Here is a 25,897-nt window from a genome sequence, read left to right as displayed (position 1 = left end):
AGATCATTAACCGGCGGATGCCGGAGGGGGTCCCGGATCAGCCGAGGGGGTCCGGCGCCGTCGTCACGCCGTACTCCGCGAGCTTCGCCTTGCCGCAGTCCGGGCTGGTCAGGACGATCGGGCCGGCCTCCGTGAGGGCCACCGAGTGCTCCCAGTGCGAGGACCAGGTGCCGTCCGTGGTGATGACCGTCCAGTCGTCGGCGAGTACCTCCGTCTGGGCGGTGCCCAGGGACACCATCGGCTCGATCGCCAGGCAGAGGCCCGGGACCAGCTTGATGCCCTTGCCCCGCTTGCGCGAGACGTAGTTCAGCAGGTGGGGGTCCATGTGCATCTCGGTGCCGATGCCGTGGCCGCCGTAGTCCTCGATGATCCCGAACTTGCCGAGGCTGTGCTCACCGGTGGACGGGCGGGGCTGGCGCTTGATGTAGCCCTCGATGGCCTTCGAGATGTCCACGAGGCGGTTGCCCGCCTTCATGGCCGCGATGCCGGCCCACATCGACTCCTCGGTGACCCGGGAGAGCTCGACCAGCTCCGGAGCGTGACCGGTGCCCACGAAGGCCGTGTAGGCCGCGTCCCCGTGCCAGCCGTCAACGATCGCGCCGGCGTCGATGGAGATGATGTCGCCGTCCTTGAGGACCGTCTTGTCGTCCGGGATGCCGTGGACGACGACCTCGTTCACCGAGGTGCAGATGGTCGCGGGGAAACCGCCGTAACCGAGGAAGTTCGACTTGGCCCCGGCGTCCGCGATGACCTTGCGGGCCACCATGTCCAGGTCCCGCGTCGTGGCGCCCGGCACGGCCGCCTCACGGGTCGCCGCGTGGATCGCGGCGACGACCAGCCCTGCCTCGCGCATCTTCGCGATCTGCTCGGGGGTCTTCAGCTGAACCATGGACGGACCTTCCACCTTCGAAAACGGGTCGCTTCAACAGTACGGCCGCGATGTCCTGGGGACATCGCGGCCGTACCGGCACTACTGGGGGGTGACTACTTCTTCAGGGCGTCCATCGCCCGCTTGGTGATCTCGTGCACCTCACCGAGGGCGGAGATGGTCACCAGCAGACCCTGGGCCTTGTAGTAGTCGATGATCGGCTCGGTCTGCGTGTGGTAGACCTCGAGGCGGTTGCGGACCGTGTCCTCGGAGTCGTCACCGCGCTGGTACAGCTCGCCACCGCAGTGGTCGCAGACACCCTCGGTCTTCGGGGCCGCGTAGATCACGTGGAACACGTGCGCGGAGTCCTGGCGGCAGATGCGCCGGCCGGCGATCCGCTTGACGACCTCGTCCTCCTCGACCTCCAGGTCGAGGACGGCGTCCAGCTTCATGCCGGCACCGGTGAGCATCTCGTCCAGGGCCTCGGCCTGGGCGACGTTGCGCGGGAAGCCGTCGAGCAGGAAGCCGTTCGCGGCGTCCGGCTGCTCCATGCGGTCCTTGGCCATGCCGATGGTGATCTCGTCCGGGACGAGCTCGCCGGCGTCCATGAACGCCTTGGCGCGCACACCCAGGTCGGTGCCCTGGCTGATGTTGGCGCGGAAGAGGTCGCCCGTGGAGATGTGCGGGATCGACAGGTTCTTGGCAAGGAACGCGGCCTGCGTTCCCTTGCCCGCCCCGGGGGGTCCGACGAGGACGATTCGCATCAGCGGAGGAACCCTTCGTAGTTGCGCTGCTGGAGCTGGCTCTCGATCTGCTTCACGGTTTCCAGACCCACACCCACGATGATCAGGATGCTCGTCCCGCCGAACGGGAAGTTCTGGTTCGCTCCGAAGCCGGCCAACGCCATTGTCGGCACTAGAGCGATGAGACCCAGGTACAGCGAGCCCGGCCAGGTGATCCGGTTGAGTACGTAGCTCAGGTACTCAGCGGTAGGCCGGCCGGCGCGGATGCCCGGGATGAACCCACCATACTTCTTCATGTTGTCGGCAACTTCCTCGGGGTTGAACGAGATCGCCACGTAGAAGAACGCGAAGAAGACGATCAGGAGGAAGTAGGCGGCGATGTAGTACGGGTGGTCGCCCTTGACGAAGTGCTTCTGGATCCAGGTCGCCCAGCCGGCGGTCGAGCCGCTGAACTGCACGATCAGGGCCGGGATGTACAGCAGCGACGAGGCGAAGATGACCGGGATGACACCGGCCTGGTTCACCTTGAGCGGGATGTAGGTGGACGTACCGCCGTAGGCACGGCGGCCGATCATGCGCTTCGCGTACTGGACGGGGATCCTGCGCTGGGCCTGCTCGACGAAGACCACGAGGGCCACCATCGCGAGTCCGACGAGGATGACGACGGCGAACTCCACCCAGCCATCAGCGATCTTGCCCTGGAGCTTGATCGTCCAGAGAGCGGTGACGAAGCCGGCCGCGATCGAGATGAACATCAGGATCGACATGCCGTTGCCGATGCCGCGGTCGGTGATCAGCTCACCGAGCCACATGACGATGCAGGTACCGGCGGTCATGGTGACCACCATGGTGACCGTGGTGAAGATCGAGCGGTCCGGGACGATCTCGCGAGCGACGGGGCAGGTGCCGAACAGGGCGCCGGTACGCGCGGTGGCGACCAGGCCGGTGCCCTGGAGGATCGCGAGCGCGACCGTCAGATAACGCGTGTACTGAGTGATCTTCGAGGTGCCGGCCTGTCCCTCTTTCTTGAGGTTCTCCAGCTTCGGGATGACCACGGTCAGCAGCTGCAGGATGATGCTCGCGGTGATGTACGGCATGATGCCGAGCGCGAAGATCGTGATCTGCAGCAGCGCGCCGCCGCTGAACATGTTGACCAGACCGAAGAGGCTGTTGCTGCTCCCCATCTGGTCCACACAGATCTGGACGTTCTTGTAGCTCACGCCGGGTACCGGGATGTGGGACCCGAGCCGATACAGCACGATGATGCCGAGTGTGAAGAGCAGCTTCTTGCGCAGGTCGGGCGTCTTGAACGCCCGGGCGAACGCGGTGAGCACGGTGCCTCCTGCGACCCCCGCGCTACTGCGTCAGAGGTGACGGTCTGAGGATCGACGATTACGTACAAGCAAAGGTGCAGGCCACCTTACCGGCGACTGCGCCCCCCGTGGAACGACCAACCGGGGATGCCCCATATGTGAGGCATCCCCGGTCGGGTTTCTAGCTATTTGTCACAGAGTTCGTCTTAGACGAGCTCGGTCACGGTGCCGCCGGCGGCGGCAATCTTCTCCTTGGCGGAGGCGGAGACGGCGTCAACCGAAACCGTCAGCGCCACGGAGATCTCGCCCTGGCCCAGGACCTTGACGAGGCTGTTCTTGCGAACCGCGCCCTTGGCGACCAGGTCGGCCACCGTGACCTCTCCACCCTCGGGGTAGAGGGCACCGAGCTTGTCCAGGTTGACAACCTGGAACTCGGTGCGGAACGGGTTCTTGAAGCCCTTCAGCTTCGGCAGGCGCATGTGGAGGGGCATCTGCCCACCCTCGAAGCGCTGCGGAACCTGGTAGCGGGCCTTCGTACCCTTGGTACCACGACCAGCCGTCTTACCCTTCGACGCCTCACCACGACCGACACGGGTCTTCGCGGTCTTGGCACCGGGGGCCGGACGGAGGTTGTGAGCCTTCAGCGGGCTGTTCTCAGCCATGATTAGTCAACCTCCTCAACCGTCACGAGGTGGCGGACGGTGTGCACCATGCCGCGGAACTCGGGACGGTCCTCCTTGACGACCACGTCGTTCAGGCGCTTGAGCCCGAGCGAACGAAGGGTGTCGCGGTGGTTCTGCTTGCTGCCGATGTACGACTTCGTCTGCGTGATCTTGAGGCGGGCCATCAGACACCCGCCCCAGCACGCGCACGAAGCAGGGCCGCGGGGGCGACGTCCTCGAGCGGCAGACCACGGCGAGCCGCGATCTCCTCGGGACGCTGCAGGCCCTTGAGGGCCTCCACGGTCGCGTGCACGATGTTGATCGCGTTGTCGGAGCCGAGCGACTTCGACAGGATGTCGTGAACGCCGGCGCACTCCAGAACGGCGCGCACCGGGCCACCGGCGATAACACCGGTACCGGGGGAAGCAGGCTTCAGCAGGACAACGCCGGCCGCCTTCTCGCCCTGGATCGGGTGCGGGATGGTGCCCTGGATGCGGGGAACCTTGAAGAAGTTCTTCTTGGCTTCCTCGACGCCCTTGGCGATGGCCGCGGGAACTTCCTTGGCCTTGCCGTAACCGACACCTACGGTGCCGTCACCGTCACCCACCACGACGAGCGCGGTGAAGCTGAAGCGACGACCACCCTTGACAACCTTGGCGACGCGGTTGATCGCGACAACGCGCTCAACGTAAGCGGTCTTCTCGGCGGCAGCGCCACCGTCGCGACCCTTCCGGTCCCGCCGCTCGCCGCCACCGGCACCGCTGCCGCGGCGCTGGGGTCCAGCCATTGGATTACCTCTCTCTGTTACGTCCGTGAGTCCCGGAACCGGGGCTTAGAACTTCAGCCCGGCTTCGCGGGCGGCGTCAGCCAGAGCGGCAATGCGCCCGGCGTATCGGTTGCCACCGCGGTCAAAGACGACGGTCTCGACGCCGGCAGCCTTCGCACGCTCGGCGACGAGCGCGCCGACGGCCTGGGCCTGGGCGCTCTTGTCGCCTTCGCCACCGCGGATCGAAGCGTCCAGGGTCGACGCGGACGCCAGGGTGTGGCCCTGGAGGTCGTCGATGACCTGCGCAACGATGTTGCGGTTCGAACGCGTCACGACGAGGCGCGGACGCTCCGCCGTACCCGAGACGTTCTTGCGGATGCGGATGTGGCGGCGAGCCTTGGCAGCGCGCTTGTACGCGTCGCCCTTGGCGATCTTCACACCGTATGCCATGGCTACTTACCAGCCTTTCCGACCTTGCGGCGGATGACCTCGCCGGCGTACTTGACACCCTTGGCCTTGTACGGGTCGGGCTTCCGCAGCTTGCGGATGTTGGCGGCGACCTCGCCGACCTTCTGCTTGTCGATGCCCTCGACCGAGAACTTGGTCGGCGACTCGACCTTGAACGAGATGCCCTCGGGCGCCTCGACGAGGATCGGGTGGCTGTAGCCGAGCTGGAACTCCAGGTCGGAGCCCTTCGCGGCCACGCGGTAACCGACACCGCTGATCTCGAGAGCCTTGACGTAACCCGCGGTCACGCCGGTGATCATGTTCGCCACCAGCGTGCGGGACAGGCCGTGCAGGGCCTTGTTCTGACGCTCGTCGTTCGGGCGGGTGACGTTCAGAACGCCGTCCTCACCCTTGACGATCTCGATCGGCGCCTTGACGACGTGCGTGAGGGAACCCTTGGGGCCCTTCACCGCGACCGTCTGGCCGTCGATGGTGACGTCCACACCGGCGGGAACCTGGATGGGGAGCTTGCCGATTCGCGACATTGCTTTTCCTCCGTTCCCGACTACCAGACGTAGGCGAGGACTTCCCCACCTACGCCCTTCTTGCCTGCCTGCTGACCGGTCAGGAGACCGTGCGACGTGGAGATGATCGCCACGCCCAGGCCACCGAGGACCTTCGGCAGGTTGGTGGACTTCGCGTACACGCGCAGACCGGGCTTCGAGATCCGCTTGATGCCCGCGATGGAGCGCTCACGGTTCGGCCCGAACTTCAGCTCGAGGACGAGGTTCTTGCCGACCTCGGCGTCCTCGACCTTCCAGCCGGTGATGAAACCCTCCTGCTTGAGGATCTCCGCGATGTGCGACTTGATCTTGCTGTGCGGCATCACGACGGTGTCGTGGTACGCCGAGTTAGCGTTACGCAGACGCGTGAGCATGTCTGCGATCGGGTCAGTCATGGTCATGAAAGTGGCCTTCGGCCTCTCTCGCCGGGGTTTCCTGTATGTGCCATCCCTCTCCCCACTCGGTGGCGGGACGGGTGCGGCACGGGGACCTACGGCGTAGTAAGTCGATAGGGCGGCGGACGCCCAACCCCACAAGCCTACGGCATGCGGGCAGGGCGGTCCGCCGACCTGATGCTTACCGAGAGCGTCTGGAAAACCTCAACACCCAAAGGGTGAAGGGGGTTTACCAGGAGCTCTTGGTCACGCCCGGCAGCTCGCCACGGTGAGCCATCTCACGGAGGCACACGCGGCAGAGGCCGAACTTGCGGTACACGGAGTGGGGGCGACCGCAGCGCTGGCAGCGGGTGTACGCACGCACACCGAACTTGGGCTTGCGGGCAGCCTTCGCGATGAGAGCCTTCTTCGCCATCTCGCTTACGCCTCCTTGAAGGGGAAGCCGAGGTGACGGAGGAGCGCGCGGCCCTCAGCGTCGTTGGTCGCCGTGGTCACCACGGTGATGTCCATACCCCGGGTACGGTCGATCTTGTCCTGGTCGATCTCGTGGAACATGACCTGCTCGGTGAGACCGAAGGTGTAGTTGCCACGGCCGTCGAACTGCTTCGGCGACAGACCACGGAAGTCACGGATACGCGGCAGCGCGAGCGACAGCGTACGGTCCAGGAACTCCCACATGCGGTCACCACGGAGGGTGACGTGGCAGCCGATCGGCTGACCCTCGCGCAGCTTGAACTGCGCGATGGACTTGCGGGCCTTCGTGACGGCCGGCTTCTGACCGGTGATCGTCGTCAGGTCGCGGATGGCACCGTCGATCAGCTTCGAGTCACGGGCGGCGTCGCCGACACCCATGTTCACGACGATCTTGACGAGGCCGGGAATCTGCATGACGTTCTCGTAGGAGAACTCTTCACGCATCTTGCCCGCGATCTCCTCGCGGTACTTCGTCTTCAGACGCGGAGTGGCAGCCATCAGATGTCCTCACCCGTGCGCTTGGCAACGCGGATCTTGTTGCCCTCGTCGTCGAAGCGGAAACCGACGCGGGTGACGACCTTCTTGCCGTCCTTCTCCACGACCAGCTGGACGTTGGACACGTGGACGGGGGCCTCGGTGATCACGATGCCGCCGGCCTGGTTCTGCCCAGCCTTGGTGTGCTTCTTGACCCGGTTGACACCCTCGACCAGGACGCGGGACTCGGTCGGGAAGGCCGCGATGACCTTGCCCTGCTTGCCCTTGTCCTTACCGGTGATGACCTGGACCAGGTCGCCCTTCTTGATCTTCATGCTTACAGCACCTCCGGCGCGAGCGAGATGATCTTCATGAACTTCTTCTCGCGCAGCTCACGGCCGACGGGGCCGAAGATACGGGTGCCGCGAGGGTCGCCGTCGTTCTTCAGAATGACGGCGGCGTTCTCGTCGAAGCGGATGTACGAGCCGTCCTGGCGGCGGCGCTCCTTGACGGTGCGAACGATGACCGCCTTGACGACGTCACCCTTCTTCACGTTGCCGCCGGGGATCGCGTCCTTGACGGTGGCGACGATGACGTCACCGATGCCCGCGTAGCGGCGACCGGAGCCACCGAGAACACGGATGCAAAGGATCTCCTTGGCACCAGTGTTGTCGGCGACACGCAGTCGCGACTCCTGCTGGATCACGTCTATCTCCTGTTTGTCTGCCGGTTCCCGGCCGGGGCTCCTTCACGGAGCCCCGGCCGAGCCTGGCGGAACGAATCCGAGGGAAGGCCCCTCGGACTAATTACTTGGCCTTTTCGAGGATCTCGACGATGCGCCAGCGCTTGCTCGCCGACAGCGGACGCGTCTCCATGATGAGGACGCGGTCGCCGACACCGGCAGCGTTCTGCTCGTCGTGAGCCTTGAGCTTGTTCGTACGGCGGATGACCTTGCCGTACAGCGCGTGCTTGACGCGGTCCTCGACGGCGACGACGACGGTCTTGTCCATCTTGTCGCTGACGACCAGACCCTCACGGGTCTTGCGGAAGCCGCGCTCGGTCTTCTCAGTCACGTTGTTCTCGCTCATCAGGCGTTCTCCACCGTCTCGATACCGAGCTCACGCTCGTGCATCAGGGTGTAGATGCGAGCGATGTCCTTACGGACGGACTTGAGCCGGCCGTTGTTCTCCAGCTGACCGGTGGCCGCCTGGAAACGGAGCTTGAACAGCTCTTCCTTGGCCTCGCGAAGCTTGGCAACGAGCTCCTCGTTGCCGAGCTCGCGGAGCTCGGACGCCTTGGTTCCCGTCGCCATCACGACTCACCTGCCTCGCGCTTGACGATGCGGCACTTCATCGGCAGCTTGTGGGCCGCACGAGTGAGAGCCTCACGCGCAATCTTTTCGTTCGGGTAGGACAGCTCGAACATGACCCGGCCCGGGTGCACGTTCGCGATCCACCACTCGGGGGAACCCTTACCGGAACCCATGCGGGTCTCGGCGGGCTTCTTCGTCAGCGGGCGGTCCGGGTAGATGTTGATCCAGACCTTGCCGCCACGCTTGATGTGGCGGGTCATCGCGATACGAGCCGCCTCGATCTGGCGGTTCGTCACGTAGGCGGGGGTGAGCGCCTGGATGCCGTACTCGCCGAACGAGACCTCAGTACCGCCCTTGGCCATACCGCTGCGCTTCGGGTGGTGCTGCTTGCGGTGCTTGACCCTACGAGGGATCAGCATGTCGGTCAGGCCTCCGTTCCGGTGCTCTCAGCCGGAGCGGCGGCGGGGGCGTCGGCCTTGGGGGCCTCGGCACCAGCAGCCTGCTGCGGCTTGCGGCCACCACGGCCGCCGCGCTCGCCACCACGGCCACCACGGCCGGCGGGACGGTCGCCAGCGCCGGCACCACGGGCCGGGCGGTTACCCGCACGGGCCGCAGCGTTCTCGGCGCGAACCTCGGCGATGTTCTTGACGTCGCCCTTGTAGATCCAGACCTTCACGCCGATCCGGCCGAAGGTGGTCTTGGCCTCGAAGAAGCCGTAGTCCACGTTCGCGCGCAGCGTGTGCAGCGGCACACGACCCTCGCGGTAGAACTCGGAGCGGGACATCTCGGCGCCGCCGAGACGGCCACCGCACTGGATCTTGATGCCCTTGGCGCCGGCCTTCATGGTGCCCTGCATGCTCTTGCGCATGGCACGACGGAAGGAGACGCGGGAGGAGAGCTGCTCGGCGACGGCCTGAGCAACCAGCTGAGCGTCGAGCTCGGGGTTCTTGACCTCGAGGATGTTCAGCTGGACCTGCTTGCCCGTGAGCTTCTCGAGGTCACCGCGGATGCGGTCGGCCTCGGCGCCGCGGCGGCCGATGACGATGCCGGGACGAGCGGTGTGGATGTCCACACGCACGCGGTCACGGGTGCGCTCGATCTCAACCTTCGAGATGCCGGCGCGCTCCATGCCGGACGTCATCATCCGACGGATGGCGACGTCTTCCTTGACGTAGTCCTTGTACAGCTTGTCGGCGTACCAGCGGGACTTGAAGTCCGTGGTGATGCCGAGTCGGAACCCGTGCGGGTTTACCTTCTGGCCCATTACCGGGAACCTTCCTTGCTGCTGACGACCACGGTGATGTGGCTGGTCCGCTTGCGGATCCGGTAGGCACGGCCCTGGGCACGCGGACGGAACCGCTTCAGGGTCGGGCCCTCGTCCACGTACGCCTCGCTGATGACCAGCGTGGAGGCGTCCGGGTGGTTGTAGTTGTGCGCGGCGTTGGCGATGGCGCTGTCAAGCACCTTGCCGACCGGCACGCTCGCGGCCTGCGGGGCGAAACGCAGGACCGCCTGAGCCTCCGTGGCATCCATGCCACGGATGAGGTCCACCACGCGGCGGGCCTTCATGGGCGTGACGCGGATGTACCGCGCCTGGGCCCTGGCTTCCATGGTTGTCCCTTCGGTGTTAGTCATAGTCGTAACCACCCCGCGATTAGCGGCGCTTCGACTTCCGGTCGTCCTTGACGTGGCCGCGGAAGGTGCGAGTCGGCGAGAACTCGCCGAGCTTGTGGCCGACCATCGACTCGGTGACGAACACCGGGACGTGGGTCTTGCCGTTGTGCACCGCGATCGTGTGACCCAGCATGCTGGGGATGATCATCGAGCGACGGGACCAGGTCTTGATGACGTTCTTGGTGCCGGCTTCGTTCTGGGCGTCCACCTTCTTTACGAGGTGGTCGTCGACGAAGGGCCCCTTCTTGAGACTGCGCGGCATCTAAACCCGCTCCTAGCGCTTCTTGTTCGTCTTGCGGCGGCGGACGATGTACTTGCTCGAAGCCTTCTTCGGCGAGCGAGTACGACCCTCCTTCTGACCCCACGGGGAGACCGGGTGGCGACCACCGCTGGTCTTGCCCTCACCACCACCGTGCGGGTGGTCAACCGGGTTCATCGCGACACCGCGGACGGTCGGGCGAACGCCCTTCCAGCGCATGCGGCCGGCCTTGCCCCAGTTGATGTTCGACTGCTCGGCGTTGCCGACCTCGCCGACCGTGGCGCGGCAGCGCGCGTCGACGAGACGGATCTCACCGGACGGCATGCGGAGGTGGGCCATCACGCCCTCCTTCGCCAGCAGCTGCACGGAGGCACCAGCCGAACGCGCGAACTTGGCGCCGCCACCGGGGCGGAGCTCGATCGCGTGGATCGTGGTACCGACCGGGATGTTGCGGAGCGCGAGGTTGTTGCCCGGCTTGATGTCGGCCGTGGGGCCGTTCTCAATCCGGTCACCCTGCTGCAGACCGCGCGGCGCGATGATGTAGCGCTTCTCGCCGTCGGCGTAGTGCAGCAGCGCGATGCGCGCGGTGCGGTTGGGGTCGTACTCGATGTGCGCGACCTTGGCCGGCACGCCGTCCTTGTCGTGACGACGGAAGTCGATCACGCGGTAGGCGCGCTTGTGGCCACCGCCCTGGTGGCGAACGGTCACACGACCGGTGTTGTTACGGCCGCCCTTGCTGTGCAGGGGGCGGACCAGCGACTTCTCCGGCGTGGACCGCGTGATCTCGACAAAGTCGGCGACGCTGGAGCCACGACGGCCCGGGGTCGTCGGCTTGTACTTGCGGATACCCATTTCTCAGTCCTCGTCCGATTCCGGACGACTAGACCTCCGTTAGGAGGCCTGGCCGCCGAAGATGTCGATACGGTTGCCCTCGGCAAGGGTCACGATGGCGCGCTTGGTGTTGGCGCGCTTGCCGAAACCGGTCTTGGTGCGCTTGCGCTTACCCTGACGGTTGATCGTGTTGACCCCGGTGACCTTGACCGAGAAGACCGCCTCGACGGCCTGCTTGATCTGGGTCTTGTTGGCGCCGGGCGCGACGATGAACGTGTACTTGTTCTCGTCCAGCAGCGCGTAGCTCTTCTCCGAGACGACCGGCTTGATCAGCAGGTCGCGCGGGTCGGTGAAGGTCTTGCTGGTAACGGTCGCCTCAGACATCAGGCCTCGTTCCCTTCGGTCTCATCGGCCTTGGGGCCAGACACGAAGGACTCGAGCGCGGCCTGGGTGAAGACCACGTCGTCAGAGACGATCACGTCGTACGTGTTCAGCTGGCCCGGCTCCAGGATGTGAACCTGGGGCAGGTTGCGGGCGGACAGCCACGCCAGCTCGTCAGAGCGCTCGGCGACCAGGAGCAGGTTCTTGCGCTCCGAGATCTTGCCGAACAGCGTCTTCGCGGCCTTGGTGGAGGCGGCACCCTCGACCACGCCGGTGACGACGTGGATGCGGGAGTGACGCGCACGGTCCGAGAGGGCACCGCGGAGGGCGGCGGCCTTCATCTTCTTCGGGGTGCGCTGCGAGTAGTCACGCGGCTGCGGGCCGTGGACGACGCCACCGCCGGCGAACTGCGGAGCGCGGGTCGAACCCTGACGGGCGCGGCCGGTGCCCTTCTGGCGGTAAGGCTTCTTGCCACCACCACGGACTTCGCCACGGGTCTTGGTCTTGTGCGTGCCCTGACGGGCAGCGGCCAGCTGGGCGACGACGACCTGGTGGATCAGCGGAACGCTGGTCTTCGCGTCGAAGATCTCCGCGGGGAGCTCGACGGTACCGGCCTTGTCGCCAGCCGGCGAAAGGATGTCAATGGTGCTCATTACCTCAAGCCCCCTTGGCCGCGGTACGGACCAGGACGAGGCCGCCGTTCGGACCGGGGACCGCGCCCTTGATGAGGAGCAGACCCTTCTCCGCGTCAACCGCGTGGATGGTCAGGTTCTGGGTGGTGACGCGCTCGTTACCCATGCGACCGGCCATGCGCATGCCCTTGAAGACACGCCCAGGGGTGGCGCAGCCACCGATCGAACCGGGGGAGCGGTGCTTGCGCTGCACACCGTGACCGGCGCCGAGGCCCCGGAAGTTGTGGCGCTTCATGACACCGGCGAAGCCCTTGCCCTTGCTGTTGCCCGTGACGTCAACCTTGACGCCGGACTCGAACACGGCAGCCGTGATCTCCTGGCCGAGCGTGTACTCGCTGGCGTCGGAGGTACGGAGCTCCACCAGGTGGCGGCGCGGGGTCACGTCGGCCTTGGCGAAGTGGCCCTTGAGGGGCTTGTTCACCTTGCGCGGGTCGATCTCGCCGAAGGCGATCTGGACCGACTCGTAGCCGTCGATGTCGTTGGTACGGACCTGGGTAACGACACAGGGCCCGGCCTTGACGACGGTCACCGGGACGACACGGTTGTTCTCGTCCCAGACCTGGGTCATGCCGAGCTTCTCGCCCAGGACGCCCTTGATCTGCTTAGCCATCTTCTCGACGCCTCTCAGAGCTTGATCTCGATGTCAACGCCGGCCGGAAGGTCCAGGCGCATCAGCGAGTCAACGGTCTTGGGCGTCGGGTCGAGGATGTCGATCAGGCGCTTGTGCGTGCGCATCTCGAAGTGCTCGCGCGAGTCCTTGTACTTGTGCGGCGACTTGATGACGCAGTACACGTTCTTCTCAGTGGGCAGCGGCACCGGGCCCGCGACCGACGCACCAGTGCGGGTCACCGTCTCGACGATCTTCTTCGCCGAGGAGTCGATGACCTCGTGGTCGTAGGCCTTGAGCCGGATGCGGATCTTCTGTCCCGCCATGGCTACTCCGTAGTCCTGTCTCTATGTGGAAACGCTCTGGCTCCCGGCCGGCTGCGGAACGGGGTTCCGCGGCCTCTCCTCCGACCCACGCGGTCGGGCGTGTCGCACTCCCTCCGAGAAAATCCCCATACGGGAACTCCCTCATCAAAGGGGGTGCGGCCTGGACCGCGCATCGGGGGGAGAAACACCCACCGAGTGCCTGGTGCGGACCGTGCTGACGCTTCCCAGAAGATTCCCGTACGTCCGCCCTCATTGCTGCCCCGAGAGGCAGATTAAGGACGACGAGTACTGTGGGACTCGCTTCCGGTCCTCCCGGCGGGAGGCGCGCAGCATCGGCACACAGCCGAGCAACTTGAGTAGTCTGCCATACGAGACACGTACCTGGCCAATCGGGCCGAAGAGAATACCCCGCCGAGCGATCACGTCAAACCGCGGCACGCGGCGGGGATCCCTGGTCAGGACCGGGATGCGGTCCCGCACTCCTCGGTCCTGTCCGTCCCGATGCTCTTGGAGCGGTCGTACGGGTCCACCGGGCTGCCGGAAGGCGCCGGTCCGCTGTCGCGCGGGTCGGAGAAGAAGCTCGGGTGCACGTAGCCGTCGAACCGGCCGCAGTCGCTGTTGGCGATGTCCTGAGCGGACCCGTACAGCCAGAGCCTGCCCTCGGTCATGTCCCATCCGCGGCCGTGGAAGACCTGGAAGGTGATCTCGCGGCGGACGATGGTCCTGGCGACGTCCTCCGGGTTGCCGCCGATCTTCACGAACGGGTAGACGAAGCTGTAGTCCACCTTCACGTCGGCCTGGCCGGGCTTCTCGCCCGCCTCCACCCACATCCGGCCCCGCACCTTCACGACCTCGCCGACCGGCTTCAGCTCGGCGGGGTTGTAGCGGGTGAACAGCTCCAGCGGGTCGTTCTCCCGACTCGGGTGCTCGTACGCCCGCGCCGTCTCCTGGCGCCGCTTGGTGTCCTTGGGGTCCAGCAGGTCCAGCGCCGCCGTCGGCCGCTCGCCCCGCAGGACCGCCGGGTCCAGGTTGGCCGCCACCAGGAACTGCTTCGCCATGGCCAGCCCCTGCGCGACGCCCTCCTTGGGCACCCCGTTCACACCCTCGGCCGGGGGCACCTCGATCGCGGCGGCGCCGTCGGCCCACTGCGCGGCCGGCGAGCCCCGGAAGGGCTCCTTCAGCGTCGGGCGGTCCGCGGGCACCGCGCCCGGTGCCGCCGTCGGACGCGCCGTCTCCGCGGCCAGCGGACCGGCGTCCCGGGCCTCCTGGCGGGCCGTGGCCTTCCCGGTCAGCTTGTCGATGACCAGCTCCGGCCGCAGGGCGACCAGCGCGAGCCCCGCGATGACGACGATCGCCGCCGCGGCCTTGACGCGGCGCTTCGCGCGCCCGCGGCCCCGCATCTCCTGCCAGGCCGGCCCCGTACGCCAGCCGGGCGGGTCCCCCGCCCCCGGCTTCGGCGCCCGGCCGAACCGGCGGCGCCCGGCCCGTGCCCGTTCCGCCTCTTCGCGCCGCAGCCGCTCGGTGACCATCCGCGCCCGCGCCGACGGCTCCTTCGGCGCGTCGGCGCTCTCCCGCGCGACCTCCTCGCTGAAGCGCGCCCACTCCTCGTCGGATATCTGCCGGTCCATGCTCCCCACCCCTGTACGCGTCCTCACATGACGAGGGCCCCTCCCCCACCGCTGGCGGTGGGGAAGGGGCCCTCGCGTCGAACATGGTGCCCGCTGGTGCGGGCTACCAGGTCAGAACACGAATTACTTCGTGATCTTGGTGACCTGGCCGGCGCCGACCGTACGACCACCCTCACGGATGGCGAACTTCAGGCCCTCCTCCATGGCGACCGGCTGGATCAGCTGGACGGACATGTCGGTGTTGTCGCCCGGCATGACCATCTCGGTGCCCTCGGGGAGGGTCACGACGCCGGTCACGTCCGTGGTACGGAAGTAGAACTGCGGGCGGTAGTTGTTGAAGAACGGGGTGTGACGGCCACCCTCGTCCTTCGACAGGATGTACGCGGCGGCCTCGAACTCGGTGTGCGGCGTGACCGAACCGGGCTTGATGATGACCTGGCCGCGCTCGACGTCCTCGCGCTTGATGCCACGGAGGAGCAGACCGACGTTCTCACCGGCCTGGCCCTCGTCGAGCAGCTTGCGGAACATCTCGATGCCGGTGACCGTGGTGGTGGTCTTCTCCTGCTTGATGCCGATGATGTCAACGGTCTCGTTGACCTTCAGGACACCACGCTCGATGCGGCCGGTGACGACGGTGCCACGACCGGTGATCGTGAAGACGTCCTCGACGGGCATCAGGAACGGCTTGTCGGTGTCACGCGGCGGGGTCGGGATGGCCTCGTCCACGGCGTCCATCAGGCCGAGGAGCTTGTCGCCCCACTCCTTGTCGCCCTCGAGCGCCTTCAGCGCGGAGACCTGGACGACCGGCAGGTCGTCGCCCGGGAAGTCGTACTCGGAGAGCAGCTCACGGACCTCGAGCTCGACGAGCTCCAGGATCTCCTCGTCGTCCACCATGTCGGCCTTGTTCAGGGCGACGACGATGTACGGAACGCCGACCTGGCGGGCCAGGAGCACGTGCTCCTTGGTCTGCGGCATCGGGCCGTCGGTGGCGGCGACCACGAGGATGGCGCCGTCCATCTGCGCGGCACCGGTGATCATGTTCTTGATGTAGTCCGCGTGACCCGGGCAGTCGACGTGGGCGTAGTGACGCGCCTCGGTCTGGTACTCGACGTGCGCGATGGAGATGGTGATACCGCGCTGGCGCTCCTCAGGAGCCTTGTCGATCTGGTCGAACGCCGACGCCGCGTTCAGGTCCGGGTACTTGTCGTGCAGCACCTTGGTAATGGCGGCCGTGAGGGTCGTCTTACCGTGGTCAATGTGACCGATGGTGCCGATGTTGACGTGCGGCTTAGTCCGCTCGAACTTCGCCTTCGCCACGGGGGTCCTCCTGAGAGTGGTTCTGTACGCCTTGATCGTCGGCGCCAGGTGATCTTTGCTGGATAGCCGGCTCCCCCGGGGCAACGGGAGGGTTGCTCCTGTTGCCCCAGAGGCTCCGGTGGCAAGCCTAAAGCGTGTACTCGGAAGAGTTACTCGCCCTTGGCCTTCGCGATGATCTCCTCAGCGACGTTCCGGGGAACCTCGGCGTAGGAGTCGAACTGCATCGAGTAGCTGGCGCGACCCGAGGTCTTGCTGCGGAGGTCTCCGACGTAGCCGAACATCTCCGAAAGCGGCACGAGGCCCTTGACGATCTTGGCTCCGTGACGGTCCTCCATGGCCTGGATCTGGCCACGGCGGGAGTTGATGTCACCGATGACGTCACCCATGGACTCCTCCGGCGTGGTGACCTCGACGGCCATCATCGGCTCGAGGAGCACGGGAGAAGCCTTGCGCGCGGCCTCCTTGAAGGCCTGCGAACCGGCGATCTTGAAGGCGAGCTCGGAGGAGTCGACCTCGTGGTAGCCACCGTCGAGAAGCGTGACGCGGACGCCCGTCATCTCGTAGCCGGCGAGGATGCCGAACTGCATGGCCTCCTGCGCACCGGCGTCGACCGAAGGGATGTACTCCTTCGGCACGCGGCCACCGGTGACCTTGTTCACGAACTCGTACGCCGGACCATCGGCGTCCGTGATCGGCTCGATCGCGATCTGCACCTTGGCGAACTGACCGGTACCACCGGTCTGCTTCTTGTGGGTGTAGTCGTGACGCTCGACGGCCTTGCGGATCGTCTCGCGGTACGCGACCTGCGGCTTGCCGACGTTGGCGACGACCTTGAACTCGCGCTTCATACGGTCGACCAGCACCTCGAGGTGCAGCTCGCCCATACCGCCGAGGATGGTCTGGCCGGTCTCCTCGTCCGAGTGGACGTGGAACGACGGGTCCTCTTCCGCGAGACGCTGGATGGCGACACCCAGCTTCTCCTGGTCACCCTTGGAAGCGGGCTCGATGGCGACCTGGATGACCGGAGCCGGGAAGTCCATGGACTCCAGGATCACGGGCGCCTTGTCGTCACACAGCGTCTCACCGGTGGTGGTCTGCTTCAGGCCCATGACGGCGACGATGTCGCCGGCGCCCACCGCGTCGATCTCCTCACGCTTGTTCGCGTGCATGCGGTAGATCTTGCCGATGCGCTCCTTCTTGCCCTTGACGGAGTTCAGCACCGCGGTGCCGGCCTCCAGGCGGCCCGAGTAAACCCGGACGAAGGTGAGCTTGCCGAGGTGCGGGTCGCTCATGATCTTGAACGCGAGCGCGGCGAGGGGCTCCTCGTCCGACGGCTTGCGCTTCACGACGACCTCGGCGTCCTTGACGTCGTGGCCCTCGATGGCCTCGATGTCGAGCGGCGACGGGAGGTAACGCACGACGGCGTCGAGCAGGGGCTGGACGCCCTTGTTCTTGAACGCCGTACCGCAGAACACCGCGGTGATCGTGGGCTCGCCCTTGCCCTTGCCGGAACCCAGGATGATGCGGCGGACGGCCGCGTGCAGCTGCTCCTCGGTGGGCTCGGTGCCCTCGAGGAAGAGCTCCATCATCTCTTCGTCGTTCTCGGCGACCTGCTCGACGAGGGTGGCGCGCCACTCCTCGGCCAGCTCGGTGTGGGTGTCCGGGATGTCGACGACGTCGTACATCTCACCCTTGGTGGCCTCGGCGGACCACACGAGGGCCTTCATGCGGACGAGGTCGACGACGCCCTTGAAGTCCGCCTCGGAGCCGATCGGCAGCTGCATGACGATCGGAACCGCGCCGAGGCGGTCCTTGATCATGTCGACGCAGCGCATGAACTCGGCGCCCGTACGGTCGAGCTTGTTGACGAAGCAGATACGCGGCACGCCGTAGCGGTCCGCCTGACGCCAAACGGTCTCGGACTGGGGCTCGACGCCGGCCACACCGTCGAACACGGTGACGGCGCCGTCGAGGACGCGGAGCGAACGCTCTACCTCGACGGTGAAGTCGACGTGACCCGGGGTGTCGATGATGTTGATGGTGTGGTCAACATCTTCGAGCGGCCAGTGGCAGGTGGTAGCGGCAGACGTGATGGTGATACCACGCTCCTGCTCCTGCTCCATCCAGTCCATCGTGGCGGCGCCGTCGTGGACCTCACCGATCTTGTACGACACACCGGTGTAGAACAGGATGCGCTCGGTGGTGGTCGTCTTGCCCGCGTCGATGTGGGCCATGATGCCGATGTTGCGCACCTTGGCCAGGTCAAGCGAAGTGGTAGCCATAAGGCTTCAGTCTTCTCTCGGTCTCGATGTGGGTTGCGACTACCAGCGGTAGTGCGCGAAGGCCTTGTTGGACTCGGCCATCTTGTGCGTGTCCTCGCGCTTCTTGACGGCCGCACCGAGGCCGTTCGAGGCGTCGAGAAGCTCGTTCATCAGGCGCTCGGTCATGGTCTTCTCGCGGCGGGCGCGGGAGTAACCCACGAGCCAGCGGAGGGCCAGGGTCGACTGACGACCCGGCTTGACCTCGACGGGAACCTGGTAGGTCGCGCCACCGACACGGCGGGACTTGACCTCGAGGGACGGCTTGACGTTCTCCAGCGCGCGCTTCAGCGTGATGACCGGGTCGTTGCCGGTCTTCTCGCGGAGGCCTTCCATGGCGCCGTAAACGATGCGCTCGGCGGTGGAGCGCTTGCCGTTCAGGAGGATCTTGTTGATGAGCGAGGTCACCAGAGGAGAGGCGTAGACCGGGTCGATGATGACCGGGCGCTTCGGGGCGGGGCCCTTACGAGGCATTCTTACTTCTCCTTCTTGGCGCCGTAGCGGCTGCGGGCCTGCTTGCGGTTCTTGACAGCCTGGGTGTCAAGCGCACCGCGGATGATCTTGTAACGAACACCCGGCAGGTCCTTCACACGGCCACCACGCACGAGCACGATGGAGTGCTCCTGCAGGTTGTGTCCCTCACCCGGAATGTAAGCGGTGACCTCGATGCCGGAGGTCAGACGCACACGCGCGACCTTACGGAGCGCCGAGTTCGGCTTCTTCGGGGTGGTCGTGAACACACGCGTGCAGACACCACGACGCTGAGGCGAGGCCTCGAGCGCGGGGGTCTTCGTCTTCTCGACCTTGTCCTGCCGGCCCTTCCGGACCAGCTGCTGGATCGTAGGCACTACTTCTCCGGTTTCTGTGTGCCGTGTAGTGAAGCTAACCTGGAACTTTTCCGACCCACGCGGTCGGGTGTGTCGGATCCGGCGGAGCTCCGCGCAAGCGCGGAGACGCATGAATCTCGGTGGCCGATGCGGCTCGCCACGCGGTTGATGGACACGCGCGGGAGCCCAGGCACACCCCAGGCACAAGGTCTGAGCGTACCCACCGCATCCACTCCGGTCAAAACATAAGCCTCGCCGCCACCGTCCGCACGGCCGCGCAGCTCAGGCGCCCCTTGGGTGTGGCGTGTCGTCGCCGGGGCGGGCGCGCGCAGGTCACACCGGCGTGGTAGTGCGGGCGAACTACACTGCCAGCGAATCCCAGCGAGTCAGTTCAAAACGTACGAGCGCCAGGAGCAGGACATTGGGGACGGTCACCTCGGAGCCGAAGACGGCCGCATCCCCGCCCCCCGGCGGAGGCGCCCCGTCGCCCCGGCGGGGCGGCGCCCTCTCCCGCCTGTACGGTCCCCTGCTGGCCTTCCTCGTCACCTCGGGCGCCTTCTGCGCGGCCTGGGCGGCCCGCGGCAGCTTCCCCTTCGGCGACACCGGCCGGGCCATCAACGACCAGGCCAACCAGTACGTGCCCTTCCACCGCGCCCTGTGGGACCTGCTGCACGGCCAGGCCGCCGGCGACGTCCTCTTCAGCTGGCGCGGCGGCTTCGGACAGCAGTTCCTGTCCGACTACTACACCTACCTCGGCAACCCGTTCTCCTGGCTCGCCGTCCTCGTCCCGCGCGCCCACGTCGACCTGGCCGTCTTCCTGATCACCCCGGTGACGATGGGCGCGGCCGCCGCGCTGATGACCGTCTACCTGGGGAAGCTCCAGGCCGGCCCGTGGTGGCAGCGCGGGGTCCTCGGCGCCTGCTACGGCCTGTGCGGCTGGGCGCTCAGCGACGCCTCGTACATCCCGATGTGGCTGTGGGGCCTGGTGGCCCTGCCGCTGCTGGGCATCGCCGTCGAGTGGTGCCTGGAGGGCCGGCGCTGGCCGGGCGCCGCCCTGCTCGTCGCTCTCGCCTGGTACGGGAACTTCTACACGGCGATGATGGCCACGATGGCCGCGTGCGTCCTGCTGGCCGTCCGGATGCTGACCCTCGACATGACGGGGGCGCAGCGCCTGCGCGCCCTGTGGCGCGCGGCCACCGCCGCGGCGACGGGCATCCTCCTGACCCTCCCCCTCCTCCTCCCCTCCTTCCTCTCCAGCGGCGCCTCGCAGCCCACGAAGGCCGCGGCCTTCGACCCGGTGCGCATCGAGGTCTTCCTGGCCGGCATGCTCCCGGCCACCCACCTGTGGGGCGGCCGGCCGCGCCTGTACGTGGCCTCGCTGGGCCTGATCCTGGCGGGAACCTTCCTCCTCAACAGCCGCATCGCCGCCCGCACGCGCCTGGTCTGGGCGGGCGCCGCCCTGCTGGTCCTGGTCTCCTTCCAGTTCCCGCCCACCCAGTACGTGTGGCACGGCCTGGCGGTGCCGAACGGCAACCCGTACCGCGAGACCTTCGTGTTCAGCGGGATGGTCGTGGTCCTGGCCTGGCTGGCCCTGGCCAACCGCCCGCGCCCGCCGCACCTGGCCCTGGCGGCCGGCCTCCTCGTCGTCGCCACCTTCGTGCTCCGCCACACGAACGACTTCGGCGGCTGGACCTGGCCGGCGGTCCTGGGCGGCGGCGCCCTGTCCCTGCTGGCCCTGACCCTGCTCGCGCTGGGCGAGAAGCGGCGCGTGCTGATCCCGGTCGCCGCGCTGCTCATGATCGGCGTGGTCTTCGCCGAGTCCACGGTCGCGGCGGCGAACGCGGACGCCCGCCGGTCCCGCGAACGCTGGGCGGCGCCCGCGCCGACCTCCAACCGCTCGATCACGAACCACTACGAAGCGGTCCGCCAGGTGGACGGCTGGCCCGCCTACCGGACGGATTCGGGCGCGCCGCAGACCTCGTACAACGACGCCCTGGCCCTGCGCTCGGAGGGGCCGCAGTACTACAGCAGCTACCTGCCGGAGGCCACGTACAAGGCCCTGGAGCCGCTGGGCTACGGCTACAAGAACGACGGCCGGACCTTCTTCGGCGCCGACAACCCGGTGCTCGACGCGATCTTCTCCATCGGCGCCCGGGTCCGCCCGGGCACCGCCCCGGGCACCTGGACGGCGACCAGGCAGGCCGCCCCTCCCCTGGTGACGGTCCGCCCGGCCCCGTACACCTCCCCCAACCCGGCGGAGAGCGTCTACGCCCGCCAGGAGAACGTCCTGGGGGCGACGGTCTACGAGGTCCCCGCGGCCGCCCGCACGGGCACGGAGGCCTCCCAGACCTACACGGCCGCCTGCACCCCGGGCTCGGAGGCCTACTGGTACTCCCCCGCCCTCTACGGCACCCTCCGCACCGGCGACCGCTCCCTCCCCCTGGAGGACCGGATGACCGGCGTCCTCCCCCTGGGCCCGGTCCCCGCGTCCGGCACGGTCACGGCGACGGTGGAGACCCGCACCGAGAACGCCACGGCGGGCCCGCACCCGATCGGCTGCCTGAACCGCACGGCCCTGGACACCCGCGTCCGGGACCTCACCACCACGGGCGCCACCGACGTCCGCGTCGGCGGCCACACCATCGAGGCCACCCTCCCGCCGGCCGCCACCGGCACGGCCGTCTTCGCCACGACGGACATCCCCGGCTGGCAGTGCTCCTCCCCCACCACGGACTTCCACGGCCTCCTGGCCATCCCCCTCACCCCGGGCACCCGCCACCTCTCCTGCACCTACACCCCCAAGGGCCTCACCCCGGGCCTGGCAGCGGCCACCCTGGCCCTCCTGACCCTGACCTCGGTCACCACGGCGTCCCACCTCCGCCGCCGCCGCGAGCGCCTCTGACGGGAGGGGTGGGAGGGGCGGCCACCGCCCCTCCCACCCCTGCCCCTCCCACCCCCCGCGGCCCTCCCTCCCCCGGACACGAAGAAGCCCCCCACCTCTCCTCTCGGAGCGGTGGGGGGCTTCCTCTTACGAGCTGTTAGCCGTTGTACGGGCCGTAGTCGTAGTCCTCCAGCGGGACAGCCTGGCCGGAGCCGGTGCCGAAGGGGGAGTAGTCGATGTCGTCGTAGCCGACGGCCGAGTACATCGCGGCCTTGGCCTCCTCGGTCGGCTCCACCCGGATGTTGCGGTAGCGGGACAGACCCGTACCGGCCGGGATGAGCTTACCGATGATGACGTTCTCCTTGAGGCCGATGAGGCTGTCGGACTTGGCGTTGATCGCCGCGTCCGTCAGGACTCGGGTCGTCTCCTGGAAGGAGGCGGCCGACAGCCAGGACTCCGTCGCCAGCGAGGCCTTGGTGATACCCATCAGCTGCGGACGGCCGGAGGCGGGGTGACCGCCCTCGGTGACCACACGACGGTTCTCGGTCTCGAAGCGGGAGCGCTCGACGAGCTCGCCCGGGAGGAGCTCCGCGTCGCCGGACTCGATGATCGTCACGCGGCGGAGCATCTGCCGGATGATGATCTCGATGTGCTTGTCGTGGATCGACACGCCCTGCGAGTTGTAGACCTTCTGGACTTCGCCGACCAGGTGGACCTGGACGGCACGCTGGCCGAGGATGCGCAGCACGTCGTGCGGGTTGGTGGCACCCATGGTGAGCTTCTGGCCCACCTCGACGTGGTCGCCCTCGTGCACGATGACCTTGGCGCGCTTGGAGATCGGGAACGCCGTCTCCTCGCTGCCGTCGTCGGGCGTGATGACGATCTTCTTCGTCTTCTCGGTCTCCTCGATCCGCACGCGGCCGGCGGCCTCGGAGATCGGGGCGACACCCTTCGGGGTACGGGCCTCGAAGAGCTCGACGACACGCGGCAGACCCTGCGTGATGTCGTCACCGGCCACACCACCGGTGTGGAAGGTACGCATCGTCAGCTGGGTACCGGGCTCACCGATGGACTGGGCGGCGATGATGCCGACCGCCTCACCGATGTCGACCAGCTTGCCGGTGGCCAGCGAGCGGCCGTAGCAGAAGGCACAGGTGCCGACGGCGGACTCACAGGTCAGGACCGAGCGGGTCTTGACCTCCTCGACGCCGTTCGCGATGAGGGCGTCGATGAGCACGTCACCGAGGTCCACGTTCGCCGGCGCGATGACCTTGCCGTCGATGACGACGTCCTCGGCCAGCATGCGGGCGTACACGGAGGTCTCGACGTCGTCCGCCTTGCGGAGGACACCCGTCTCGTCCTTGGTGCCGATCTTGAGCTTGAGGCCGCGCTCGGTACCGCAGTCCTCCTCGCGGATGATGACGTCCTGCGAGACGTCCACCAGACGACGGGTGAGGTAACCCGAGTCGGCGGTACGCAGGGCGGTGTCCGCCAGACCCTTACGGGCACCGTGCGTGGAGATGAAGTACTCCAGAACGGTGAGGCCCTCACGGAACGAGGCCTTGATGGGACGCGGGATGGTCTCGTTCTTCGCGTTCGACACCAGACCACGCATACCGGCGATCTGTCGCATCTGCATCATGTTTCCTCGGGCACCCGAGTCAACCATCATGAAGATGGGGTTCGTCTTGGGGAAGTTCGCGTTCATCGCCTCGGCGACCTCGTTGGTCGCCTTGGTCCAGATCGCGATGAGCTCCTGCGTGCGCTCGTCCTTGGTGATCAGACCGCGCTCGTACTGCTTCTGGACCTTCTCGTCCATCGCCTCGTAGCCCGCGACGATGGCCTTCTTGGCCTCGGGCACGACGACGTCGGAGATGGCCACGGTGACGCCCGAACGGGTCGCCCAGTGGAAGCCGGCCGCCTTCAGGTTGTCGAGCGTCGCCGCCACGATGACCTTGGGGTAGCGCTCCGCCAGGTCGTTGACGATCTCGGAGAGCTGCTTCTTGCCCACCGAGTAGTCGACGAACGGGTAGTCCTCGGGCAGCAGCTCGTTGAAGAGCGCACGGCCCAGGGTCGTCTTCAGACGGAAGCTGTCGCCCGGCTGGAACTCCTGCTCGCCCTCTTCGGCGACCGGCGGCACCCAGCCGCGCGGCGGGATGGTGCCCACCGGGAAGCGGATGTCGACGGACGACTGGAGCGCGAGCTCGCCGGCGTCGAACGCCATGATCGCCTCGGCGGTCGAGCCGAACGCGCGGCCCTCGCCCTTGACGTCACGGAGCTCACCGTCGGTGGTCAGGAAGAACAGACCCAGGACCATGTCCTGCGTCGGCATCGTGACCGGACGGCCGTCGGCCGGCTTGAGGATGTTGTTCGAGGACAGCATCAGGATGCGGGCCTCGGCCTGCGCCTCCGCGGAGAGCGGCAGGTGGACGGCCATCTGGTCACCGTCGAAGTCCGCGTTGAACGCGGTGCAGACGAGCGGGTGGATCTGGATGGCCTTGCCTTCGACCAGCTGGGGCTCGAAGGCCTGGATGCCGAGACGGTGCAGCGTGGGCGCACGGTTCAGCAGGACCGGGTGCTCGGCGATGACCTCTTCGAGCACGTCGTACACGACCGTGCGGCCGCGCTCGACCATGCGCTTCGCCGACTTGATGTTCTGCGCGTGGTTCAGGTCGACCAGGCGCTTCATCACGAACGGCTTGAAGAGCTCCAGCGCCATGGCCTTGGGCAGACCACACTGGTGCAGCTTCAGCTGCGGACCGACGACGATCACGGAACGCGCGGAGTAGTCCACACGCTTACCGAGAAGGTTCTGACGGAATCGACCCTGCTTGCCCTTCAGCATGTCGCTGAGGGACTTCAGCGGGCGGTTGCCGGGGCCCGTCACCGGGCGGCCGCGACGACCGTTGTCGAAGAGCGCGTCCACGGCCTCCTGGAGCATGCGCTTCTCGTTGTTCACGATGATCTCGGGGGCACCGAGGTCGAGAAGGCGCTTCAGGCGGTTGTTGCGGTTGATGACGCGGCGGTACAGGTCGTTCAGGTCGGAGGTCGCGAAGCGGCCACCGTCGAGCTGCACCATCGGACGCAGGTCCGGCGGGATGACCGGCACGCAGTCGAGCACCATGCCCTTGGGGCTGTTGCTGGTCTGCAGGAACGCGGAGACGACCTTGAGGCGCTTGAGCGCACGGGTCTTCTTCTGGCCCTTGCCGGTACGGATGATCTCGCGGAGGCGCTCGGCCTCCTCCTCCAGGTCGAAGGACTCCAGGCGCTTCTGCAGCGCCGCGGCACCCATCGAGCCGTCGAAGTACGTGCCGAAGCGGTCACGCAGCTCGCGGTAGAGGAGCTCGTCGCCCTCGAGGTCCTGGACCTTGAGGTTCTTGAAGCGGTTCCACACCTCGTCGAGGCGGTCGATCTCGCGCTGGGCGCGGTCACGGAGCTGCTTCATCTCGCGCTCGGCGCCCTCGCGCACCTTGCGGCGCACGTCGGCCTTGGCACCCTCGGCCTCGAGCTCGGCCAGGTCGCTCTCGAGCTTCTTGGCGCGGCCTTCGAGGTCGGCGTCGCGGCGGTTCTCGATCTGCTGGCGCTCGACGGAGACGTGGGCCTCCAGCGACGGCAGGTCGCGCTGACGGCGCTCGTCGTCGACGAACGTGATCATGTACGCGGCGAAGTAGATGACCTTCTCGAGGTCCTTCGGCGCGAGGTCCAGCAGGTAGCCCAGGCGCGACGGGACGCCCTTGAAGTACCAGATGTGGGTGACGGGAGCGGCGAGCTCGATGTGGCCCATGCGCTCACGACGCACCTTGGCGCGCGTGACCTCGACGCCACAGCGCTCACAGATGATGCCCTTGAAGCGGACACGCTTGTACTTGCCGCAGTAGCACTCCCAGTCCCGGGTAGGACCGAAGATCTTCTCGCAGAAGAGTCCGTCCTTCTCGGGCTTGAGGGTGCGGTAGTTGATGGTCTCCGGCTTCTTGACCTCGCCGTGCGACCAGGTTCGGATGTCGTCCGCGGTGGCAAGGCCGATCCGCAGCTCGTCGAAGAAGTTGACGTCGAGCACTGTGCGTCAATCCCTCTTTCGGGGTCGAGTCTCAATCATGGTCTGAACGGTCCCGGGGCGGCCGGGGGATCGATCGGATCCC

31 protein-coding genes are annotated in these 25,897 nt (G+C 67.1%); 1 reads left to right on the top strand and 30 read right to left on the bottom strand.

What is annotated here, in order from left to right:
• Positions 1-37: 37 nt before the first annotated feature.
• The 29 genes from map to rpsL form a co-directional block, all read right to left on the bottom strand.
• The gene (gene map / locus ABT403_RS07225; RefSeq protein ID WP_344163503.1) at positions 38-889 is read right to left on the bottom strand and encodes a type I methionyl aminopeptidase; all 852 of its coding nucleotides are present in this window, start codon (positions 887-889) and stop codon (positions 38-40) included.
• Positions 890-984: 95 nt separating this feature from the next.
• A complete protein-coding gene (locus tag ABT403_RS07220) occupies positions 985-1,632 on the bottom strand; it encodes an adenylate kinase (RefSeq protein WP_344163500.1) in 648 nt (215 codons plus the stop codon).
• Positions 1,632-2,945: a preprotein translocase subunit SecY gene (gene secY / locus ABT403_RS07215; protein ID WP_344163497.1), complete on the bottom strand. Its 1,314-nt coding sequence runs from the start codon at positions 2,943-2,945 to the stop codon at positions 1,632-1,634. The genes ABT403_RS07220 and secY overlap by 1 nt, the downstream gene beginning before the upstream one ends.
• A gap of 185 nt (positions 2,946-3,130) precedes the next feature.
• The gene (rplO, locus tag ABT403_RS07210) at positions 3,131-3,586 is read right to left on the bottom strand and encodes a 50S ribosomal protein L15 (RefSeq protein WP_344163495.1); all 456 of its coding nucleotides are present in this window, start codon (positions 3,584-3,586) and stop codon (positions 3,131-3,133) included.
• A 2-nt stretch (positions 3,587-3,588) separates the two neighbouring features.
• Positions 3,589-3,771, bottom strand: a complete 183-nt coding sequence (rpmD, locus tag ABT403_RS07205) for a 50S ribosomal protein L30 (RefSeq protein ID WP_005313525.1) — start codon at positions 3,769-3,771, stop codon at positions 3,589-3,591.
• A complete protein-coding gene (rpsE, locus tag ABT403_RS07200) occupies positions 3,771-4,373 on the bottom strand; it encodes a 30S ribosomal protein S5 (protein ID WP_007265914.1) in 603 nt (200 codons plus the stop codon). The genes rpmD and rpsE overlap by 1 nt, the downstream gene beginning before the upstream one ends.
• 45 nt (positions 4,374-4,418) lie before the next feature.
• Positions 4,419-4,802: a 50S ribosomal protein L18 gene (rplR, locus tag ABT403_RS07195; RefSeq protein ID WP_030026334.1), complete on the bottom strand. Its 384-nt coding sequence runs from the start codon at positions 4,800-4,802 to the stop codon at positions 4,419-4,421.
• 2 nt (positions 4,803-4,804) lie between these two features.
• On the bottom strand, positions 4,805-5,344 hold the full coding sequence (rplF, locus tag ABT403_RS07190) for a 50S ribosomal protein L6 (RefSeq protein WP_344163490.1): 540 nt from the start codon (positions 5,342-5,344) through the stop codon (positions 4,805-4,807).
• 20 nt (positions 5,345-5,364) lie between these two features.
• Positions 5,365-5,763, bottom strand: a complete 399-nt coding sequence (gene rpsH / locus ABT403_RS07185; RefSeq protein ID WP_007265911.1) for a 30S ribosomal protein S8 — start codon at positions 5,761-5,763, stop codon at positions 5,365-5,367.
• Positions 5,764-5,986: 223 nt separating this feature from the next.
• Complete coding sequence (locus ABT403_RS07180; protein ID WP_003956452.1) at positions 5,987-6,172, bottom strand: type Z 30S ribosomal protein S14; 186 nt, start codon at positions 6,170-6,172, stop codon at positions 5,987-5,989.
• A gap of 5 nt (positions 6,173-6,177) precedes the next feature.
• A complete protein-coding gene (gene rplE / locus ABT403_RS07175) occupies positions 6,178-6,729 on the bottom strand; it encodes a 50S ribosomal protein L5 (RefSeq protein ID WP_344163486.1) in 552 nt (183 codons plus the stop codon).
• Entirely contained in the window at positions 6,729-7,040 is a 312-nt protein-coding gene (rplX, locus tag ABT403_RS07170) for a 50S ribosomal protein L24 (protein WP_007265909.1), read from the bottom strand. The genes rplE and rplX overlap by 1 nt, the downstream gene beginning before the upstream one ends.
• A 2-nt stretch (positions 7,041-7,042) precedes the next feature.
• Complete coding sequence (rplN, locus tag ABT403_RS07165) at positions 7,043-7,411, bottom strand: 50S ribosomal protein L14 (RefSeq protein ID WP_003956455.1); 369 nt, start codon at positions 7,409-7,411, stop codon at positions 7,043-7,045.
• A 100-nt stretch (positions 7,412-7,511) separates the two neighbouring features.
• On the bottom strand, positions 7,512-7,793 hold the full coding sequence (rpsQ, locus tag ABT403_RS07160) for a 30S ribosomal protein S17 (protein WP_030008467.1): 282 nt from the start codon (positions 7,791-7,793) through the stop codon (positions 7,512-7,514).
• A complete protein-coding gene (gene rpmC, locus ABT403_RS07155) occupies positions 7,793-8,017 on the bottom strand; it encodes a 50S ribosomal protein L29 (RefSeq protein WP_007265907.1) in 225 nt (74 codons plus the stop codon). The genes rpsQ and rpmC overlap by 1 nt, the downstream gene beginning before the upstream one ends.
• Entirely contained in the window at positions 8,017-8,436 is a 420-nt protein-coding gene (gene rplP, locus ABT403_RS07150) for a 50S ribosomal protein L16 (RefSeq protein ID WP_007265906.1), read from the bottom strand. The genes rpmC and rplP overlap by 1 nt, the downstream gene beginning before the upstream one ends.
• 5 nt (positions 8,437-8,441) lie before the next feature.
• Entirely contained in the window at positions 8,442-9,281 is an 840-nt protein-coding gene (rpsC, locus tag ABT403_RS07145) for a 30S ribosomal protein S3 (protein WP_007265905.1), read from the bottom strand.
• Positions 9,281-9,628, bottom strand: coding sequence for a 50S ribosomal protein L22 (gene rplV / locus ABT403_RS07140; protein WP_007265904.1), 348 nt, complete (start codon positions 9,626-9,628; stop codon positions 9,281-9,283). The genes rpsC and rplV overlap by 1 nt, the downstream gene beginning before the upstream one ends.
• Positions 9,629-9,671: 43 nt before the next feature.
• Positions 9,672-9,953, bottom strand: a complete 282-nt coding sequence (rpsS, locus tag ABT403_RS07135) for a 30S ribosomal protein S19 (protein ID WP_007265903.1) — start codon at positions 9,951-9,953, stop codon at positions 9,672-9,674.
• A gap of 12 nt (positions 9,954-9,965) precedes the next feature.
• A complete protein-coding gene (gene rplB / locus ABT403_RS07130) occupies positions 9,966-10,802 on the bottom strand; it encodes a 50S ribosomal protein L2 (protein ID WP_007265902.1) in 837 nt (278 codons plus the stop codon).
• Between the two features lie 39 nt (positions 10,803-10,841).
• Entirely contained in the window at positions 10,842-11,165 is a 324-nt protein-coding gene (gene rplW / locus ABT403_RS07125; RefSeq protein WP_007265901.1) for a 50S ribosomal protein L23, read from the bottom strand.
• Positions 11,165-11,815: a 50S ribosomal protein L4 gene (gene rplD / locus ABT403_RS07120; protein ID WP_007265900.1), complete on the bottom strand. Its 651-nt coding sequence runs from the start codon at positions 11,813-11,815 to the stop codon at positions 11,165-11,167. Before rplD ends, rplW begins: the two co-directional genes overlap by 1 nt.
• Before the next feature lie 4 nt (positions 11,816-11,819).
• Positions 11,820-12,464, bottom strand: a complete 645-nt coding sequence (gene rplC / locus ABT403_RS07115; protein ID WP_045945285.1) for a 50S ribosomal protein L3 — start codon at positions 12,462-12,464, stop codon at positions 11,820-11,822.
• Positions 12,465-12,478: 14 nt separating this feature from the next.
• On the bottom strand, positions 12,479-12,787 hold the full coding sequence (gene rpsJ / locus ABT403_RS07110) for a 30S ribosomal protein S10 (RefSeq protein WP_003948644.1): 309 nt from the start codon (positions 12,785-12,787) through the stop codon (positions 12,479-12,481).
• A 455-nt stretch (positions 12,788-13,242) separates the two neighbouring features.
• Entirely contained in the window at positions 13,243-14,415 is a 1,173-nt protein-coding gene (locus tag ABT403_RS07105) for a hypothetical protein (protein ID WP_344163469.1), read from the bottom strand.
• A gap of 123 nt (positions 14,416-14,538) precedes the next feature.
• Positions 14,539-15,732, bottom strand: coding sequence for an elongation factor Tu (gene tuf, locus ABT403_RS07100; RefSeq protein WP_042812325.1), 1,194 nt, complete (start codon positions 15,730-15,732; stop codon positions 14,539-14,541).
• A 149-nt stretch (positions 15,733-15,881) separates the two neighbouring features.
• Positions 15,882-18,014 carry an elongation factor G gene (gene fusA / locus ABT403_RS07095; protein WP_344163465.1) on the bottom strand — a complete coding sequence of 711 codons (2,133 nt, stop codon included), beginning with the start codon at positions 18,012-18,014 and terminating at the stop codon, positions 15,882-15,884.
• Between the two features lie 39 nt (positions 18,015-18,053).
• On the bottom strand, positions 18,054-18,524 hold the full coding sequence (gene rpsG / locus ABT403_RS07090) for a 30S ribosomal protein S7 (RefSeq protein ID WP_007265894.1): 471 nt from the start codon (positions 18,522-18,524) through the stop codon (positions 18,054-18,056).
• Between the two features lie 2 nt (positions 18,525-18,526).
• Entirely contained in the window at positions 18,527-18,898 is a 372-nt protein-coding gene (gene rpsL, locus ABT403_RS07085) for a 30S ribosomal protein S12 (RefSeq protein ID WP_007265893.1), read from the bottom strand.
• Positions 18,899-19,298: 400 nt separating this feature from the next.
• On the opposite strand from rpsL, the gene ABT403_RS07080 reads away from it, so the two are divergent.
• Positions 19,299-21,779, top strand: coding sequence for a YfhO family protein (locus tag ABT403_RS07080; protein WP_344163460.1), 2,481 nt, complete (start codon positions 19,299-19,301; stop codon positions 21,777-21,779).
• A 136-nt stretch (positions 21,780-21,915) separates the two neighbouring features.
• On the opposite strand, the gene ABT403_RS07075 is transcribed toward ABT403_RS07080, so the two are convergent.
• Positions 21,916-25,815 carry a DNA-directed RNA polymerase subunit beta' gene (locus ABT403_RS07075; protein ID WP_344163457.1) on the bottom strand — a complete coding sequence of 1,300 codons (3,900 nt, stop codon included), beginning with the start codon at positions 25,813-25,815 and terminating at the stop codon, positions 21,916-21,918.
• Positions 25,816-25,897 lie beyond the last annotated feature (82 nt).

Origin of the sequence: Streptomyces sp. NPDC000075 (assembly GCF_040301925.1) — a bacterium.
GTDB lineage: Bacteria > Actinomycetota > Actinomycetes > Streptomycetales > Streptomycetaceae > Streptomyces > Streptomyces polychromogenes.
The sequence above is the reverse complement of the archived record's forward strand: the minus strand, read 5'-3'. Positions and strand labels throughout refer to the sequence as shown.

Excerpts from the sequence above, each read along its gene's own strand:
- rplC (WP_045945285.1), bottom strand. The coding sequence starts at position 12,464 with ATGGCTAAGCAGATCAAGGGCGTCCTGGGCGAGAAGCTCGGCATGACC.
- rplB (WP_007265902.1), bottom strand. The coding sequence starts at position 10,802 with ATGGGTATCCGCAAGTACAAGCCGACGACCCCGGGCCGTCGTGGCTCC.
- rplP (WP_007265906.1), bottom strand. The coding sequence starts at position 8,436 with ATGCTGATCCCTCGTAGGGTCAAGCACCGCAAGCAGCACCACCCGAAG.
- ABT403_RS07220 (WP_344163500.1), bottom strand. The coding sequence starts at position 1,632 with ATGCGAATCGTCCTCGTCGGACCCCCCGGGGCGGGCAAGGGAACGCAG.
- rpsC (WP_007265905.1), bottom strand. The coding sequence starts at position 9,281 with ATGGGCCAGAAGGTAAACCCGCACGGGTTCCGACTCGGCATCACCACG.
- rpmC (WP_007265907.1), bottom strand. The coding sequence starts at position 8,017 with ATGGCGACGGGAACCAAGGCGTCCGAGCTCCGCGAGCTCGGCAACGAG.
- rpsH (WP_007265911.1), bottom strand. The coding sequence starts at position 5,763 with ATGACCATGACTGACCCGATCGCAGACATGCTCACGCGTCTGCGTAAC.
- rplW (WP_007265901.1), bottom strand. The coding sequence starts at position 11,165 with ATGTCTGAGGCGACCGTTACCAGCAAGACCTTCACCGACCCGCGCGAC.
- fusA (WP_344163465.1), bottom strand. The coding sequence starts at position 18,014 with ATGGCTACCACTTCGCTTGACCTGGCCAAGGTGCGCAACATCGGCATC.
- rpsE (WP_007265914.1), bottom strand. The coding sequence starts at position 4,373 with ATGGCTGGACCCCAGCGCCGCGGCAGCGGTGCCGGTGGCGGCGAGCGG.
- map (WP_344163503.1), bottom strand. The coding sequence starts at position 889 with ATGGTTCAGCTGAAGACCCCCGAGCAGATCGCGAAGATGCGCGAGGCA.
- rplV (WP_007265904.1), bottom strand. The coding sequence starts at position 9,628 with ATGGAAGCCAGGGCCCAGGCGCGGTACATCCGCGTCACGCCCATGAAG.
- ABT403_RS07105 (WP_344163469.1), bottom strand. The coding sequence starts at position 14,415 with ATGGACCGGCAGATATCCGACGAGGAGTGGGCGCGCTTCAGCGAGGAG.
- rpsS (WP_007265903.1), bottom strand. The coding sequence starts at position 9,953 with ATGCCGCGCAGTCTCAAGAAGGGGCCCTTCGTCGACGACCACCTCGTA.
- rpsQ (WP_030008467.1), bottom strand. The coding sequence starts at position 7,793 with ATGAGCGAGAACAACGTGACTGAGAAGACCGAGCGCGGCTTCCGCAAG.
- rpsJ (WP_003948644.1), bottom strand. The coding sequence starts at position 12,787 with ATGGCGGGACAGAAGATCCGCATCCGGCTCAAGGCCTACGACCACGAG.
- rplO (WP_344163495.1), bottom strand. The coding sequence starts at position 3,586 with ATGGCTGAGAACAGCCCGCTGAAGGCTCACAACCTCCGTCCGGCCCCC.
- rplD (WP_007265900.1), bottom strand. The coding sequence starts at position 11,815 with ATGAGCACCATTGACATCCTTTCGCCGGCTGGCGACAAGGCCGGTACC.
- rplE (WP_344163486.1), bottom strand. The coding sequence starts at position 6,729 with ATGGCTGCCACTCCGCGTCTGAAGACGAAGTACCGCGAGGAGATCGCG.
- rpsG (WP_007265894.1), bottom strand. The coding sequence starts at position 18,524 with ATGCCTCGTAAGGGCCCCGCCCCGAAGCGCCCGGTCATCATCGACCCG.
- rplX (WP_007265909.1), bottom strand. The coding sequence starts at position 7,040 with ATGAAGATCAAGAAGGGCGACCTGGTCCAGGTCATCACCGGTAAGGAC.
- rpmD (WP_005313525.1), bottom strand. The coding sequence starts at position 3,771 with ATGGCCCGCCTCAAGATCACGCAGACGAAGTCGTACATCGGCAGCAAG.
- rplF (WP_344163490.1), bottom strand. The coding sequence starts at position 5,344 with ATGTCGCGAATCGGCAAGCTCCCCATCCAGGTTCCCGCCGGTGTGGAC.
- ABT403_RS07180 (WP_003956452.1), bottom strand. The coding sequence starts at position 6,172 with ATGGCGAAGAAGGCTCTCATCGCGAAGGCTGCCCGCAAGCCCAAGTTC.
- rplR (WP_030026334.1), bottom strand. The coding sequence starts at position 4,802 with ATGGCATACGGTGTGAAGATCGCCAAGGGCGACGCGTACAAGCGCGCT.